The organism is Bacteroidia bacterium, assembly GCA_016218155.1.
Lineage (GTDB): Bacteria > Bacteroidota > Bacteroidia > Bacteroidales > GWA2-32-17 > GWA2-32-17.
Genome location: JACREQ010000029.1, coordinates 1 through 15793 on the forward strand (window position 1 = coordinate 1; position 15793 = coordinate 15793).

At 32.9% G+C, this 15793-nt stretch carries 12 protein-coding genes; 6 read left to right on the top strand and 6 right to left on the bottom strand.

The genetic code is table 11. The annotated features are described in order from the left end of the window. From HY951_03575 to HY951_03585, 3 genes are all read right to left on the bottom strand, one after another. Positions 1 to 3868: SprB repeat-containing protein (locus tag HY951_03575; GenBank protein ID MBI5539111.1), on the bottom strand; the 3868-nt coding region annotated here is incomplete at its 3' end. A gap of 36 nt (positions 3869 to 3904) precedes the next feature. Continuing rightward, positions 3905 to 4480: a hypothetical protein gene (locus HY951_03580; GenBank protein ID MBI5539112.1), complete on the bottom strand. Its 576-nt coding sequence runs from the start codon at positions 4478 to 4480 to the stop codon at positions 3905 to 3907. Positions 4481 to 4812: 332 nt separating this feature from the next. Further along, complete coding sequence (locus tag HY951_03585; protein MBI5539113.1) at positions 4813 to 5310, bottom strand: ferritin family protein; 498 nt, start codon at positions 5308 to 5310, stop codon at positions 4813 to 4815. A 99-nt stretch (positions 5311 to 5409) separates the two neighbouring features. On the opposite strand from HY951_03585, the gene rsmI reads away from it, so the two are divergent. From rsmI to HY951_03615, 6 genes are all read left to right on the top strand, one after another. Then, positions 5410 to 6117 carry a 16S rRNA (cytidine(1402)-2'-O)-methyltransferase gene (rsmI, locus tag HY951_03590; GenBank protein ID MBI5539114.1) on the top strand — a complete coding sequence of 236 codons (708 nt, stop codon included), beginning with the start codon at positions 5410 to 5412 and terminating at the stop codon, positions 6115 to 6117. 39 nt (positions 6118 to 6156) lie between these two features. After that, positions 6157 to 7017, top strand: coding sequence for a hypothetical protein (locus HY951_03595; protein MBI5539115.1), 861 nt, complete (start codon positions 6157 to 6159; stop codon positions 7015 to 7017). A gap of 139 nt (positions 7018 to 7156) precedes the next feature. Then, entirely contained in the window at positions 7157 to 7675 is a 519-nt protein-coding gene (locus HY951_03600; GenBank protein MBI5539116.1) for a hypothetical protein, read from the top strand. A 160-nt stretch (positions 7676 to 7835) separates the two neighbouring features. Further along, positions 7836 to 8279: a hypothetical protein gene (locus tag HY951_03605; protein ID MBI5539117.1), complete on the top strand. Its 444-nt coding sequence runs from the start codon at positions 7836 to 7838 to the stop codon at positions 8277 to 8279. Positions 8280 to 8421: 142 nt separating this feature from the next. Beyond that, on the top strand, positions 8422 to 8718 hold the full coding sequence (locus tag HY951_03610; GenBank protein ID MBI5539118.1) for a 30S ribosomal protein THX: 297 nt from the start codon (positions 8422 to 8424) through the stop codon (positions 8716 to 8718). 74 nt (positions 8719 to 8792) lie between these two features. Next, positions 8793 to 9566, top strand: a complete 774-nt coding sequence (locus HY951_03615) for a hypothetical protein (GenBank protein MBI5539119.1) — start codon at positions 8793 to 8795, stop codon at positions 9564 to 9566. Between the two features lie 75 nt (positions 9567 to 9641). Here HY951_03615 and HY951_03620 read toward each other — a convergent pair whose 3' ends face one another. The 3 genes from HY951_03620 to HY951_03630 all read right to left on the bottom strand — a co-directional run bounded on the left by HY951_03620 (position 9642) and on the right by HY951_03630 (position 15683). Further along, on the bottom strand, positions 9642 to 10805 hold the full coding sequence (locus tag HY951_03620) for an ammonium transporter (protein MBI5539120.1): 1164 nt from the start codon (positions 10803 to 10805) through the stop codon (positions 9642 to 9644). 294 nt (positions 10806 to 11099) lie between these two features. Then, positions 11100 to 12434, bottom strand: a complete 1335-nt coding sequence (gdhA, locus tag HY951_03625; protein MBI5539121.1) for an NADP-specific glutamate dehydrogenase — start codon at positions 12432 to 12434, stop codon at positions 11100 to 11102. 279 nt (positions 12435 to 12713) lie between these two features. Further along, a complete protein-coding gene (locus HY951_03630) occupies positions 12714 to 15683 on the bottom strand; it encodes a phosphoenolpyruvate synthase (GenBank protein MBI5539122.1) in 2970 nt (989 codons plus the stop codon). Positions 15684 to 15793 lie beyond the last annotated feature (110 nt).

Sequence of the window (15793 nt, forward strand, 5' to 3'; positions counted from 1 at the left end):
TATATGGAGCGGTTCCGCCTGCAGCAGTTACAGTTGCGCTACCATTGGAGCCACCATTACAGGATACGTTTGTCTGAGCTGTTATTGAAGATGTTAATAAAGTAGGCTGTGTTACGACTACACTGGCAGTCGCAGTACAAAGGTTTGCATCGGTAACTGTAACTGTAAATGTGCCGGCACATAAACTTGATGTTGAGGCTGCATTTGGTGTCGAGCCAGCTCCCCATGCATATGTAAAAGGACCTGTTCCACCTGAAGTAACTGCAACATTAGCAGTACCATTACAGAGACCATTACAAGTCACATTTGTTCTGGTTGCATTTAATACCATAGCAGCAGGAGATGTTATAGTTACAGTATTTACACCAGTACATCCATTTGGATCGGTAACAGTAACATTATACGGACCAGCACAAAGCGCATTCGCTGTTTGTGTTGTTTGTACAGGTGCTGGGTCATTCCACACATAGGAATATCCAACACCAGATGGACTTGCAGTTGCAGTTCCATTACATAAACCACTACAAGTAATATTTGTTTGTGTAAATGTAACAGTTGGTTGAGGATAAACTGTAATTGTGCTAGTAGTTGTAGATGTACATGGACCAGGTCCAGTTACTGAATGTGTTATTGTATATGTTCCAGCTGCAGCCCAAGTAACATTATTTTGATTATTAGTAGTTGAACTTGCAGGAGTTCCTCCTGGGAATGTCCATGAATAGGTATAACCACCACCTGATGAACCAGTATTAGTAAAATTAAAAGTATTTCCTGTTAAACAACGATTTGCTGTTTGTGAGAAAGTAGAAGTTACACCGCCGGTGGATGTAACATTTACAGATCCTGTGGCTGTACAGTTATTATTATCATTAACAGTAACAGTATATGTATTTGCAGCTAAAGAAGAAATTGTATTTGTTGTAGATGCAGTATTATTTGTATTTGAGCCATTAGACCAAGCATAATCCCATGGACCTGTTCCACCCGAAGTTACTGTAATAGTAGCTGTTCCATTATTAGATCCACAAGTTGCCTGAGTCATACTAGGAGTTAAAACAATTGCAGCAGGTTGAGTAATTGTTACAGTAGAAATATATTTACAACCGCCAGCATCTGTTGTTGTTACAGTATAAGTTCCTGCAGGTAAATTTGTTATAGTTTGAGTAGCACCACCTGTTGACCACAAATATGAATAAGGTGCAGTACCACCACTGCCTGTAGCTGAAGCCTGCCCAGTAGTTGCTCCCGGACATAAAACATTAGTCTGGTTGGTAGTTGCTGATATATTATTAATTGTAAAGTTAAAAGATGCTGCTGGCGCTGTATTCCCACAAATATCTGAAACCGATCCGGCTACAGCTACAGGAAGAAGTGCAATTGTAAATGTTCCGCTTGTTGTAATTGCAGGACTTACATTCATTGTAAATGTATTATCATATGTAGCACCTGCAGAACAATTTGCTGAAGAAATTGCAGTAATTGTATATGGACCACCAGGACCTGTTAATGTAAAGTCAGCTGTACTTGCAGTACTACAGGATACATTTTCGCTAAAATTTACGGTTATAGAAGTTGCCCCACAAGGTATGGGAGTATTTACTGAACTAAATGAAGGAGGTACATTATCAAAAATTGAAGCAGTAGATGCAGAAAAATCAATTGTATAGCCGTCTACTGAAGTTGAATACTGACTAACATTAATTACATATGTTTGACCTGCAGTAACAGGCACTACGTCTTCATTTAAAATATTACAACCAACAAAATAACCATTAGGACCCGTATTCCCTTGCTCACTATTTGTTGTTGTTGTACAAGCAGCACTATTATAAACAGTTGTGCTTCCACTAAAATTACAACTAACTTCAAGTGACGCATTCGAAGCAATATCCTGACAATTATTTGTTGTTAAATTATACACTGCCCAGTCATAATCATCAGTATTTGTATTTGGGTTAATTGTAAAATCTAAATTTCCTGATGATAGTACAGTAAAGACATACCAAACATCATTTTTCTCACCAGCACCCAAACAAGAAATTCCAGATGAAATCTCACCTAAAATATTACCGGTTCCGGAATATGCAATTGCAGTACTATATGTATTCTGACAAATAGGAATAGCACCAAGACAATCCTGATTATTTGGGATTGGTGGCACATAAGTTTGCGCACAAATGCCAAAAGTTCCGGGAGCATCATTTCCATATTCCCAAAATCTAATATAAACAGTTGAGCCAGGAGTAAGACCGGATCTAACAATATGTGGCATTGAAGCATTTGTACTACTATTATCATCACAAGCGGCTAACGAAAGAGAAGCGCAAGTTCCTGTATATAGTGCCATTGCTCCATCTAGCATTCCTCCTGCTTGTCCATCAAACTGAATATTTCCACTTGCTGGAACAACTGCAGAAAACCAAACATCACCACCTAAATAATTACCACAACCAGGAGCTGGAACACCAGCTGTTGGAGTAGCACAGGCATTTGTAGAGTTAGTATATGTGCACGTTGCATTTACTGGAAGTGGGGTTGCGCCTGCACAATTATCATTTGCCAAACCACCAACAGTTACAGCTGAAATACTTAAACTATATGGATTACAAGCAGGCGATGCCCAAGAGTCAATAATTAAATAATATGTATGACCAGCAACAACACCAGCACAACCAGACTGGTTACCAGCTGAACTTTGTGCAGACCAACTACAAGTGCCAGTTGAGAAAGGACAACCATCAAATAATTGCAATCCCATATATGTTCCTGTTGATGTAACACCAATTGTAATTGAACCTGTAGTTGCTGGAGTAAAAACATAAACATAATCTTCTCCTGTATTATAAGAAGTACTTCCACAGGTAATTATATTTGCACTTGTTATATTATCCACATCACCACAGGTGGTTTGTCCGTTATGAGTATAGGGCAAAGAAGCTATAGAAGTATAAGTTCCTAGACCACCGGGGCATGTAGGTGGAGGTGGAGCTGTGCCTATACAAACATTAAAAGTACTAGTTTGGCCTGTAGTAGAAGTCCAGGTATAGACTCTTACATAATAAGTAGCTCCAATTGTTAACCCAACCAAATCTGTTTGATCAGCATCGTTACATGCAATATTTGTTAGCGAACCGCAAGTTCCACTATATACTGCATGATACATATCTGTAGTAGATCCGGCAACATTAGTCAAAGACACCCTATGGCTAGTACTTGTTGCAACAAAAGAATACCAAACATCATCATCTGCTGTTCCAAAACATGGTGCAGTAGCATTAGCTGAAGCAGTTGCACCCAGAACAGTACCAGGAGTTACGGTACCACACAAATAATCAGGATTTACTGTAAGTGCTGTTGCAGTTGCGCATTCATTATTTGTTGCAGGTGTTGGTCCAGGAGTAATACAAATATTAAATGTCCCAGTATTTGTTCCACCATACGCCCAAAATCTAATCCAATAAGAAACTCCAGGAGTAAGACCTGTTTGTGTTATCATTGGCATTAATCCAGGGCCACCATCATCATCACATACAATTTGAGTTGGAGATCCACAAGGACCACTATTTAATGACATTCCACCATCTGTAATACCGGCAACGTCAGTAGTTATTGTAACACTACCACTGGCAGGTGCAACAAATTGGTACCAAACATCAGGAGCTCCAGGAGAAGCACAAGTTGGTGTTCCACCATTTGCAGCATTTGTTTGATAGGTTTGTCCTACTGTTGTTCCTAAAGTATTAACACAACCTGCATTTACAGCAAGGACAGGTGCTCCACAAGGAGTATTTGATTGAGAAAAAACAACTTCCGAATTTAACAAACTAAAAAATAAGGAAATAACTATTAAAAAATATTTGGTTCTCATATTGATATTTTTGAGCTTTTTCATTTAAATTCTATATTATTTTTTTTCAATATTGTTTTTTGATTCTGTAGTAATACCGTACACATTATTGTACTCTTCTGGATAATTCTTTATCCATTCTTGCTTTGCTTTATCATAAACAGAATTATCATAATCTGCATTTCCTGTCGAAATAAAGACTGGAGAATGCTCAGATACTCTACCATCTTCATATTTTTTTCCCGATGATTCATTCTTTAACTCAGTTATTAACCTAACACCCACCTTAGTAACATCATAATCTACCCCCTGGCTAAGTAAAATTTTTCTTATATAATCAGCATTTACATTTCTGTTAATAAAAGCCTTTATTCTGTATGAGTTATCTTTGGCAGGAATAATCCAGCAATCTCCAACCATATTGTCATCCTGTAATTCGGAAAGTACTGCATTCGCTTGTTCATCACCACCAACTCCGGTGATATAAAAGAATACAACATTCTGATTTCCATTAATTGGCTTTACATCAGCAAATTCATATCGTTCTGTTTGAGCAATCCCATATGATGTAATCCATAATCCAATGATTAAAGCAAACAATCTTTTCATATTTTCAGGTTTATATTTTTTCATTTTATTCTTTTTTTCTTTAAAAAAATGCAAATAAAAATTTCACACCTAAATCAATTTAGGTGTGAAATAATGAATTTCACATACTTAACAAAAATAGTTTAATAATAATGCCTTTTAACAATTTATTTTTAGACGAAAAACAAAAACTAAGGTTGCCATTTTTTAACTAAACATTTGAACATTTTTAAGAAATTGTTAATAACAACTTGCTGAATGTCCCTTACGCTAAAATTATCAACATAGTATGCCTCTATTCTACTGCACATTATAAAGTTTAGAAAAAATAAAAGGGGGCTGTCCCCCCCTTTTTTAATTTATTAGTTAAATTTTAACTAAAATGGCCAGAACTGATTATCATACCAAACAGATTCTTTTAATTCATTATCTAACTCAATAAGAATTTTATGATGAGTTTTTTCCCAATTTGCTAACCAGTTAAATAATTCCTTCTCATTTTTATCAGTTGCAATCGCAGCCCTTTCAGAATATACTTTTATTGCATTACTCTCCATATCAATAGCTGCCGAAATTGCCGCCGCTTCGTATCCAGCAGCAGAAATTTCTTTTTTTACTTTTTCTGATAGAATAATGTTCGCAAACCCATCGGCATTTGGTAAAGCGATATCGGCAAGTTTTTGGCTTTTTTGCAATTCTCTATATTGATCTGAAAGAAATTTTTCATGAAGAATTTCTTCTTTTGCCATAATCTCAAAGATATTTCTAATTTCTGAACTTTTTGTTTGGCTAGCTACTTGTGAATAAAACGCATGACCACGCTTTTCCATAAGTATTGCCATTTTTAAAATTTCTAATGTTTTTGAATTTTCCATGATTTATATATTTTAATTATTAGCTTTGTTTTGCGGTATAAAGCTAAAGATATTTCTTAAAATAAATTTAATAATCATCATTTTTTCTTGAATTAAAATATGAGCAAGTTATATGTTGTTCCCACTCCAATTGGTAATTTAGAAGACATTACTCTTAGGGCATTGCGCATTTTAAATGAGGTTGATTATATTTTAGCAGAAGATACACGTCAGACTTACAACCTTCTAAAACATTTTGAAATACAAAAGAAGGTAATCAGTTACCATAAATTTAACGAACACAAATCATTACAGTACATTATTGACCAAATCTCCTCAGGATTAAGTCTTGCACTTGTTAGCGACGCCGGAACACCGTGCATAAGTGACCCAGGATTTTTACTTGTTCGTGAATGTTTAAAAAACAAAATAACTGTTGAATGCTTGCCTGGTGCAACAGCATTTGTTCCTGCACTTGTTAATAGTGGGTTTCCCAGCGACAGATTTATATTTGAAGGTTTTCTTCCACAAAAAAAAGGAAGGAAAAAAAGATTAAATGCTTTAGTTAATGAAGAAAGAACTATTATTTTTTATGAATCTCCTTACAGACTTATTAAAGCATTAAAAGAAATGTCGGAGGTTTTTAGCGAAAATAGAAAAGCTTGCGTAAGTCGTGAGTTATCAAAAATATATGAAGAAAATAAAATTGCAACATTAAAAGAACTAATAGAATACTACACGCAAAAAGGCGTAAAAGGTGAAATTGTAATTGTTATAAAATCGCATGAAGAGATTTTAAATAATTCTGATAATGAAACAATAGATTAAAAAATGAATTAATTTTGCACCATTAAAAAATAATAACACATGAAAAAATTACTTTTCTTTTTAATTATTACTTTTGCATTTGCCTGTACAAACATTAAGGAAGATCCAGAATACTTAAAACTTCAACTTGAACGCGACAGTCTTGCCGGCCTTGCTAATACCGATGCTGGAAAAATAAATCAGTACTTAGCAGATTTTAATGATATTCAAAGTAATCTTGATAAAATAAAAGAAGCTGAAAAATTAGTTACAGTAAACATGTCTGGAACTGAAGTAAATCAGTCATCAAAAGATCAGATTAATAGCGACATGCAGCTTATTTACGATTTAATGCAAAAAAATAAAGAAACCATTGCCCAGTTAAAAAGAAAACTTAAAAAATCTGATGGAAGAATGGTTGAACTTGAAAAAATGATAGAAAATCTTCAAAAACAAGTTGAACTAGGTGAACAAGAAATTGCAAGTTTAAAAGATCAACTTGAAAAAATGAATATTAAGGTTGAAATTTTAACTTCAAATATTGATAGTTTAACAAATGAAAATATTAATAAAGAAAATGTTATTTCTGCAAAAACTGATGAGTTAAATACTGCTTGGTATGTTTACGGTACACGCAAAGAACTTAGCGAACATCAAGTAATTACAAAAGAAGGTGGTTTTATTGGAATTGGTCGTATGGAAAAACTAATGGATGGCTTTAATAAAGATTACTTTACAAAAGTAGATATCACAAAACTCAGCTCAATTCCTTTAAATTGTAAAAAAGCTCATTTGGTAACTTCTCATCCATCATCATCATATAAATTTGAAGGAACAGATAAAAAAGTTGAAAAACTTGTAATTTCAAATTCGGCAGATTTTTGGAGTACTTCAAAATACCTTGTAATTGTTGTTGAGTAATTCAAATATTAATAATATTTTTAAAAAAGCCATCGGTATTTTTCTGGTGGCTTTTTTTACTTTTTTTAATTCATTAACCCTTTATTCTCAATCTAACTTTAAACGCTTTATTAAACTTTCCTGTCCCGAAAAAAGGTGGGTGATTTTTCATCCATTTATTGCAAAAGACACATATAATATAAGCCTCGAGGCTATAAGACAGGCAGTTCAGTTAATAAATGACACTACATTAGACGGAGACTTAAACGGAGGGCAACTCGACGCATTCAGACATGCATACTGGATGGCAAGAATAACTCAGGAATATGGATGGCGAAAAGCTCAATCACTTGGAAAATCTCATGAAAAAGGCAACTATAAAGATTTCAAAAAACGCAGATTAGAAGATGGGGATTTACCCGATAAACAATCATGTGATATGGACTTTTTAAATAACGATGTAGGCATTCAAATAGGTAAAGACAATTTAACTTTAAAACAGGAAGAACTCACTCATATTATTATAGATCAGATTATTTCGGGTAAATTGTTTATTATTAAAAAAAATAAACTTAGCAAATTTTTGAAATGTAATAATGAGGTAATATCTGATGAAGACATTGTAGGAAAATGGGATACGCCAAAATGTATCGTTTCATCTAATTTCAAAAAACAATAAAATAAATTTTAAAACTCCGGCAAACCAAAGGCAACCAAAACTTAATTTTTAAGTCTTAGAATAAAATCAAATTTCTAAATATTGAAATATTGTTAATTTTAATTGCATAAATTCAAATTATTTATAAATTTGTCAATTGAAAACTAAAAAACAACAACTTATGAAAAATTTATTTGCGCTAATTACACTTTTTTTAGGAATCTCTTTTTCCTTATTTTCGCAAAATGATATTAATTTAAACTTTACTTCAGTTAGAGGAAAAATAGTTTTTGACACAAAAGGAACTTACACTTCAAACTTTACAATATCCGGATTAAATTCTGATAAAGAAGTACAGGACTTTAAAACAGCAGTATTAGCAAATAAAAATGTTAAAAGTCTTGAAATTTTCAGCACATCAACTCCAGCTGAAGCGCGTAAAGCAACATTAACTTTTATTGATAATCAAGAAGAAAGCATGTCTGCTCTTTTAAAATCTTTACCTTGTAACAATCTTATTATAGACGGAAAAACATATAATAAGGACCAGTACGAACAAATAAAAGTCGATTTAGCTGCTAAAAAGCAAGCTGCAAAAAGAGAAAATTCAAAAGATAAAAAATAATATATATTTTATTCTATACTATTAAAGCTCAACTTTTGTTGAGCTTTTTTCTTTTTATCAAAATAATTAGTAAAAATTATTTTTTTTGTAAAGTTTTGTTTAGTTTTGACTTATACTTATCATTAACCAAATACAATTTGTTATGGGAAAAGGTGATCGCAAATCCCGTAAAGGGAAAATACAGCATGGTTCTTTTGGTGTAAGAAGACCACGCAAAAAACACAAAACAATAGTAACTAACAACGTTAAAGAAATTAAGCTTGAAAAGAAAAAAGAAGTAAAATTCGAAGCACAACCTGAAAAAGCAGAAAAATTAATTACTGCAAAAAAACAGGAAAAAGTGCAAGAAAAGGAAAAAACAAAAGTAAAAGCTAAGGTAAAAGAAACATCCGAACCAAAAGCTGAAACAAAAGCTAAAAAGAAAAAAGAAAAAGAGTAAAATTGTCCCGGAAATTTCCGGGACTTTTAATTTAATAATTTTTTTTACGTTTACATTTAAAACTAATATTAGTTGTGAGCTGGGAAAAAACTCAAATACAATTAGATAATTTTATTAAAAAATACAGGATGGCTATAATTGGCACCCTGCTGGCTCATGCATTTTTCATGTTTATATTAATCCTAATTGAGATTTCTAAACCAGAATTTTCGACACAGGATAATATGTCTGTTGAATTAGCTCCTGAAGATTTACCCCAAATAATCCCTACACCCGAACTTAATAATTTACTAAATCAGGATGAAAATAATTCTGACATCAAAAATGTTTCTGCAAATGCATCAGATCAAAATAAAAGTTTTGATGACTATTATAAAGAAGTAGAAAAAATTGTAAATAATGGTAAATCTCAGGATAATTTTAAAGCAAATGATTATGCCGATAAAAGATGGCTTGCAAAAGACTATAGTAAAGAAGAAGGCTATGAAGTAAAAGATGAAAGTAAGGAGAATCAAACCGTAACAACTAACACAAACAACAATAATAAAAGTAACAACACATACGCAGGAAAAGCGATTATTACATATAACCTTAACGGTAGAAAGGCAACACGTTTACCAGTTCCTGCATATCAATGCCTAGGTAGCGGAGAAGTAATTATTGAAATTACAGTTAATCAAAAGGGGATTGTAAGTTCCGCTGTCATTGTCTCTTCTCAAACATCATTAAACGAGGACTGTTTAGCTGATGCGGCTAAAAGATCGGCATTATTATCACGATTTGCAATCGATTTAAAAGCTCCTACATCGCAGAAAGGAACAATAAACTATAAATTCGTACATCAATAATAAATACTTAAAGTGACTAAAGAATGCCTTGAGTTAACTTTAAGGCTTTCAAATTAGCACATTAAGGCACTTTGTTTATTCCGCATCCAGAAACTCCTCTGCATCTTCATAAGCTTCTTTCTTACGACCAAATACAGGAAGTATTTTACCGGTTATTATTCCGGCAACAAAAGCAACAGCTATTGTAATTCCTATTCCTAACAACTGACTGGAAATATTTATATCGCTAATTAATGGTAAAGCAGCTAAACCCCCAAATAAACCAGGTAATCCATGCAGGTTAGTTACTCCACAGGTATCAATAATTCTCATCCACTTTTGCTGCTTTGATTGTATCACAGCAAATCCAAATGTAGAAAGCCCACCAGCCAAAATTCCAATAATTACAGCCATTGTATGTGATGCTATAACACAAGTAGATCCAATAGCAACACCGCCTGCAAGTGCCGCATTAGCAATATCTGCTATACTTATTTTTTTTCGAAGTGCAACAGAAAATAAATATGTGGCAAGTGTTGAACCACAAAGTGCAAAAATTACATTTACAACAGTATGAGGCATTTCCTCGGGTGTTACTAAAGCAGCACAGAAGCTTGGCCAGAATATCCATAACATCATACTTCCTAACATAGAATATCTATCACTTGTTGCATCAGCCTCAATTGTTTTTTGAAATTCCTGCTTTGTTGTCATGGTTAAAGCTACTCCTAATCCGAAAATTGCTCCAAATGCATGAATAACAATTGAACCACCGGTATCAATTACAGTTCCTTTAGGAATAAAATTAAATCCATTATCCAAAACTATCCATTCATTTAACATATAAAATGGAATAAAGAGAAACCCTAACAATATATACTGTGGCATTTTTAATCTGCCTAAAACTGCACCTGCAGCTATTAATAAACTGGCAGCTCCAAACTCAGCCAAAATAAGTTTTGTCATTTCTTCTGATTCGATACCTGCAATACCAGTGCTCTTTATTAAAAAGTAAAGCGGCAAAGAAGTACTAACCAATAGAAATGTTGCAGTAAGTGCCGAGCGTCCATATTTACGCACAAACACCATTAAAAATCCAAAACCAATTAGCAACATTGCCATAATATTTATAGCACGATTATACTGTACCTCATCTAAAAAAGAAGTAATATTAACCGAAGATGTTTCCTGAGAAAAAGCATTTATTGAACAAAAGAAAATAAAAGCTATTGATAACAGAATAATGTTTTTGATTTTCATTTTACAAAAAAAATTAGCCACAAATGAATATTATTTTAACCAGTCTCCAAAAAAAAAACAAATGTTACTTAACTAATGAACTATAATTACACGTACTGATATTTGACATATAAAAATATCTTCACTCACTTTAAAAACGCAAATAGACCTACGTAACTGATTGTTACGAGACCATTATTTTAATGATAAAAAATAAAAATTTGTTTAATAACAGAACAGTTAAGAAAAAATAAAAAGAAATAAAAAAACTCCGAATCTTTCGACTCGGAGTTTCTAATTTTAGTAGTAATTATATTAATATAATCCTTGATCAAGCATAGCATTAGCAACTTTTAAGAAACCAGCAATGTTAGCACCTTTTACATAATTAACATAACCATCAGCTTCTTTTCCGTGTAATACACATTGTTCATGTATAGATTTCATAATATCATGTAAGCGTTTGTCAACCTCTTCAGCTGACCAAGCTAATTTCATTGAATTCTGACACATTTCTAATCCTGAAGTAGCAACACCACCAGCGTTAGATGCTTTACCAGGTGAGAATAAAATTTTTGCTTTAGCAAATACTTCGATAGCTTCTGGAGTTGAAGGCATGTTAGCACCTTCGCCAACACAAATACAACCATTAGCAACAAGAGCTTTAGCATCAGCTTCGTTCAATTCGTTTTGTGTAGCACATGGTAATGCAACATCACATTTAACTTCCCATGGGCGTTTTCCAGCATGGAATTCTGCACCAAATTTATCTGCATAAGGTTTTACAACGTCGTTATTTGAAGCGCGAAGATCTAACATAAAGTCAATTTTCTCACCACTAATTCCGTTTTTGTCATAAATATAACCATCAGGACCAGATATTGTTACAACCTTACCACCTAATTCAGTAACTTTTAAAGCTGCACCCCAAGCAACGTTACCAAAACCAGAAATAGCAACTATTTTACCTTTAAAATCGGTATTTCTTGTTTTTAACATTTCCTGAGCAAAATATACATCACCGTAACCTGTAGCTTCTGGACGGATTAATGAACCACCCCAACCTAAGCCTTTTCCGGTTAAAACACCAGTATTTTCACGAGCTAATTTGCGATACATTCCGTAAAGGAAACCAATTTCGCGACCACCAACACCAATATCACCAGCAGGAACATCAGTTTCTGGTCCGATAATATTTTTTAATTCTAACATGAAGCTTTGGCAAAAACGCATTACTTCAGAATTAGATTTTCCTTTTGGATCGAAATCAGAACCACCTTTTCCACCACCCATAGGAAGTGTTGTAAGTGAATTCTTGAAAATTTGTTCGAAACCTAAGAATTTTAAAATACTTAAATTAACTGATGGATGAAAACGAAGACCACCTTTGTAAGGTCCAATTGCATTATTAAACTGGATTCTGTATCCAAGATTTACATGCACTTCACCTTTATCGTCCACCCAGGGCACTTTAAATGTTAAGATACGATCTGGCTCAACTATTCTTTCAATAATTTTAGCCGATTCAAATTGTGGATTTTTGTTATACAACTCTTCCACAGATTCAAGAACTTCTCTTACAGCCTGCAAATACTCCACCTCACCTGGGTGTTTCTTTTCGAGGTCTTTCATTATTTGTTCAACTTTCATCACAAAATTGTTTTAAAAAAGTTAATAAAAAAGATTCTAAAAATTTAAGTTCAAAATAAGACAGATTAAAAAAATTAAAAAATGAATTAAATCAGTGTTAGTAAACATGAATAATTAAACACTAAAAAAATACAGATTTTAAAATTTTGCTGGCAAAGTTATTATTTTATTTGAAAGATAATTAATGCTTAATAGCAGTTTTAAAAACAGTTAGAGCAAACACCTTCTCGTTTATACATAATCAATTATGTAATTATTTACAGGTGTTGCATATTTAAATTACGGTTTAAAAATTATTCCAAGGTTGTTTTTTCCGTCAATTTTTATCAGTAACTGTTCATCAAATTTTACGTGTCGTATAAATTCATTCTCAAAAATTGCTTTTTGCTCCGAAAGAAAATCCACATCGTAATAACCTTCATTAATATATGGGTTTATTGTAAAATAACCTACTCTAAAAGAAGTAAGATTTTGAAAAAAGTGAGTACCCTGACTAGGATCTATTCTATAATTCTTCAAACCTGACTCTACTATTAATCTAGCCGATGATATTTGATGCCATTTAACCGGAATACCTAACCATGGATCGCTTGAACCCCATCTACCCGGACCAATTAAAATATAGTTCTTACCATTTTCAATAAATTTCTCGTTTATTTTTTCAATTTCCTGAGCAATCTCAATACTCTTAGCAGGGTTAAAGCTTTCAGGTTTTACATAAACAATATCAAATACATTATTTATTATACCATTTCCTAATGCTGAGTTACTCTTTAATATTACATTATTATCAGGAATATTACTTAGATCTAATGTAATAATTTCTTTGTTTTCTACTATTGGTCTAATCTGAAGGACATTAAATATTTTAGGTTGTTTGTAAGGAACATCAGCATCAACTGCAAATTCAATCTCCACAGGATTACCCATTTCTTTCTGACAAATTTTAAGCAATTCTGAAAGTACCTGAGTAAACGGAAACACATTATGCTGCAAAATGTTTGCAAAAGTTATTATTTTTTTACCTCCTTCAACTACACCATCTCTAATAATATTGTTATTAAAATCATATGTTGAACCTGCATATGAAAAAGAAGATTCATTTTCAACTTCTTTTATTGGAATTTTAACAAGATTAACACCATCATCAATAGATGGCACAAAGCTATCCTCGGATAATTGAAGTGCATAAAAATATTTTTGGGTGTCGCGTAATGCCATCTCAGGTGTAGAAAGCTGCAATATTTTTTTAGGATACTCTGGTGAAAATCTCAATGATTGTTCACCCTCAACAATATATTTACCTAAACCAAATGCCATACTTACAATTCCATCCTCTGGCTTCTCGGGAGCGATAGGGTAAAAATTTATTGAACGGGCAACACCGGAAATTACTGGGTAAAATATTTTATCGTATTTCTGCCCGCAAACTTCCTGCAAAATAATTCCCATTTTTTCTTCGTCAATCATGTTTGATGTCGCTGTCATATATGCTCTGCTTCCCTTATAATAAACAGAAGCATATACACTTTTTATTGCCTGTGCAAGAAACTTAAGTGTAAGTTTAGGATTGCTCCTAACATTAGGCACCATATAAGTAGCATATATCCCTGCGAAAGGCTGGTAATGCGAATCTTCTAATTTACTTGATGATCTTACTGCAATTGGGCCATTTGTTAAAGAAATAAAAGTATTTAGCTCACTTATTATTCTATTCGGTAAATCTGGTTTTAAAAATGAATTTAATACAGCTTCATCTGTTTCGTTTTCTTTCGATTCCTTACCTAACTGGTTAGACTCAATAAATTCATCAAAAACTTCACTGCTTAATACCACTGTTCTTGGAATATTTACCCTAATTCCCTCCCATTTATCGGACAGTTCATACTTTTTAAGTATCATATCAATAAATGCCAATCCACGTGCCTTTCCGCCAACAGAGCCATCACCAATTCTAGAAAAGTTAAGGTATTCATCAAAGTTCTTTCGACTAAATTTTGCAATTACACCCTTTCCACGATATTGCCTGTAAATTTTAATAACTTCATAAATAAAACTTCTGACTTCACTTATATTTTCAAAATCATTATAAGTAACATATTTAAACATTCTTGCCAATGGAAAAAGCGACCGGGCATTCATCCATTTCGAGAAATGATTTCGCTTAACGTGAAATTCTAGAGTCTCATCAGGAATAGTAAGCACTTTCTCTTGCAAAGTTTTTAAATCTGCTGCTCTGCAAATTTCCTCACCCGTAATATGATGCCTGAAAACAAAATCACCAAAAGCAAGACTATGTGTAATATAATTTTTAAGTTCGGTTAATAATGTTTTTGAATATTTATTAATAAACTCAACTCCTAGACTCTTTGCAACTAAAGCATTTGCAGCATCATTTGATTGCAATAGAAACGGCATAAACTGATCATCCGAGTGAACTTTGTTATAAAACTTAACCCCAGCATCAGGTTGTTTAACACCATCTACCTTATAGCTCATGTCAGAAATAACACCTATAAGGTTTTCTTTATATTTATCGTATAACAAAGCAGCATCATTGTAATTTGTTGCAAGTAATATTTTTGGTCGACCACGCATAAGCATCATTTTCTGATGTTCATTAAACCCTTCATTAATCGACCTTTTTGATTGCTGAAAAAATATTTTATAAATATTTGGAAGATACGACGAATAATACCTGACAGAATCCTCAATTAATAATATTGCCTGAACACCTTCCTCTTCAACATCGTGTTTCAGATTCATTCTGTCCTCTATCAATTTTATTATTGCCAAAAGAATATCGGCATTTCCCAGCCAGCAAAATACATAATCAATTGAATTAATATCTTCGCGTTCTAACCATAACGACACCTCTCTCGAAAATGGAGTAAGTACAACAATAGGTTTATCGGGATAAATTGTTTTTATTCTCTCTGCAAGTTTAAATGCATCTATTCCTTCAACAGTAAGCATTGTTATAACTAAATCCACCTGCTCCTGTTCCAAAATTCTAAAAGCCTGTAAAACAGTATGAGCCTGAATAAATACTGGTGGGTATCTTAAACTCTGAGAAAAATATTCAGTAAATATTCTTTCATCAATTCTACCATCTTCCTCGAGCATAAACGCATCATATGCATTACATACAAGTAACACTTTATAGATACGATGCTGCATTAATCTCTCAAATGCAGTATCTGCAAAAGTGTATTTTTGTGATTCAATAATCTGACGATATTTTGACATTTTAATTTCTGTTTTTACAAAAATAATCAATGTTAATCTGATTTTTTTATTTTTTCTATTACATTCTACTATCTCACTCACTTAATGACAGTTTAATATAAATTAAAAAA

What these genes read in the sequence shown, in the direction of transcription:
- HY951_03605 (MBI5539117.1), top strand. Translation starts at nt 7,836, where the DNA reads ATGAAAAATTTATTTGCGCTAATTACACTTTTTTTAGGAATCTCTTTT.
- HY951_03580 (MBI5539112.1), bottom strand. Translation starts at nt 4,480, where the DNA reads ATGAAAAAATATAAACCTGAAAATATGAAAAGATTGTTTGCTTTAATC.
- HY951_03620 (MBI5539120.1), bottom strand. Translation starts at nt 10,805, where the DNA reads ATGAAAATCAAAAACATTATTCTGTTATCAATAGCTTTTATTTTCTTT.
- gdhA (MBI5539121.1), bottom strand. Translation starts at nt 12,434, where the DNA reads ATGAAAGTTGAACAAATAATGAAAGACCTCGAAAAGAAACACCCAGGT.
- HY951_03595 (MBI5539115.1), top strand. Translation starts at nt 6,157, where the DNA reads ATGAAAAAATTACTTTTCTTTTTAATTATTACTTTTGCATTTGCCTGT.
- HY951_03585 (MBI5539113.1), bottom strand. Translation starts at nt 5,310, where the DNA reads ATGGAAAATTCAAAAACATTAGAAATTTTAAAAATGGCAATACTTATG.
- HY951_03610 (MBI5539118.1), top strand. Translation starts at nt 8,422, where the DNA reads ATGGGAAAAGGTGATCGCAAATCCCGTAAAGGGAAAATACAGCATGGT.
- rsmI (MBI5539114.1), top strand. Translation starts at nt 5,410, where the DNA reads ATGAGCAAGTTATATGTTGTTCCCACTCCAATTGGTAATTTAGAAGAC.
- HY951_03630 (MBI5539122.1), bottom strand. Translation starts at nt 15,683, where the DNA reads ATGTCAAAATATCGTCAGATTATTGAATCACAAAAATACACTTTTGCA.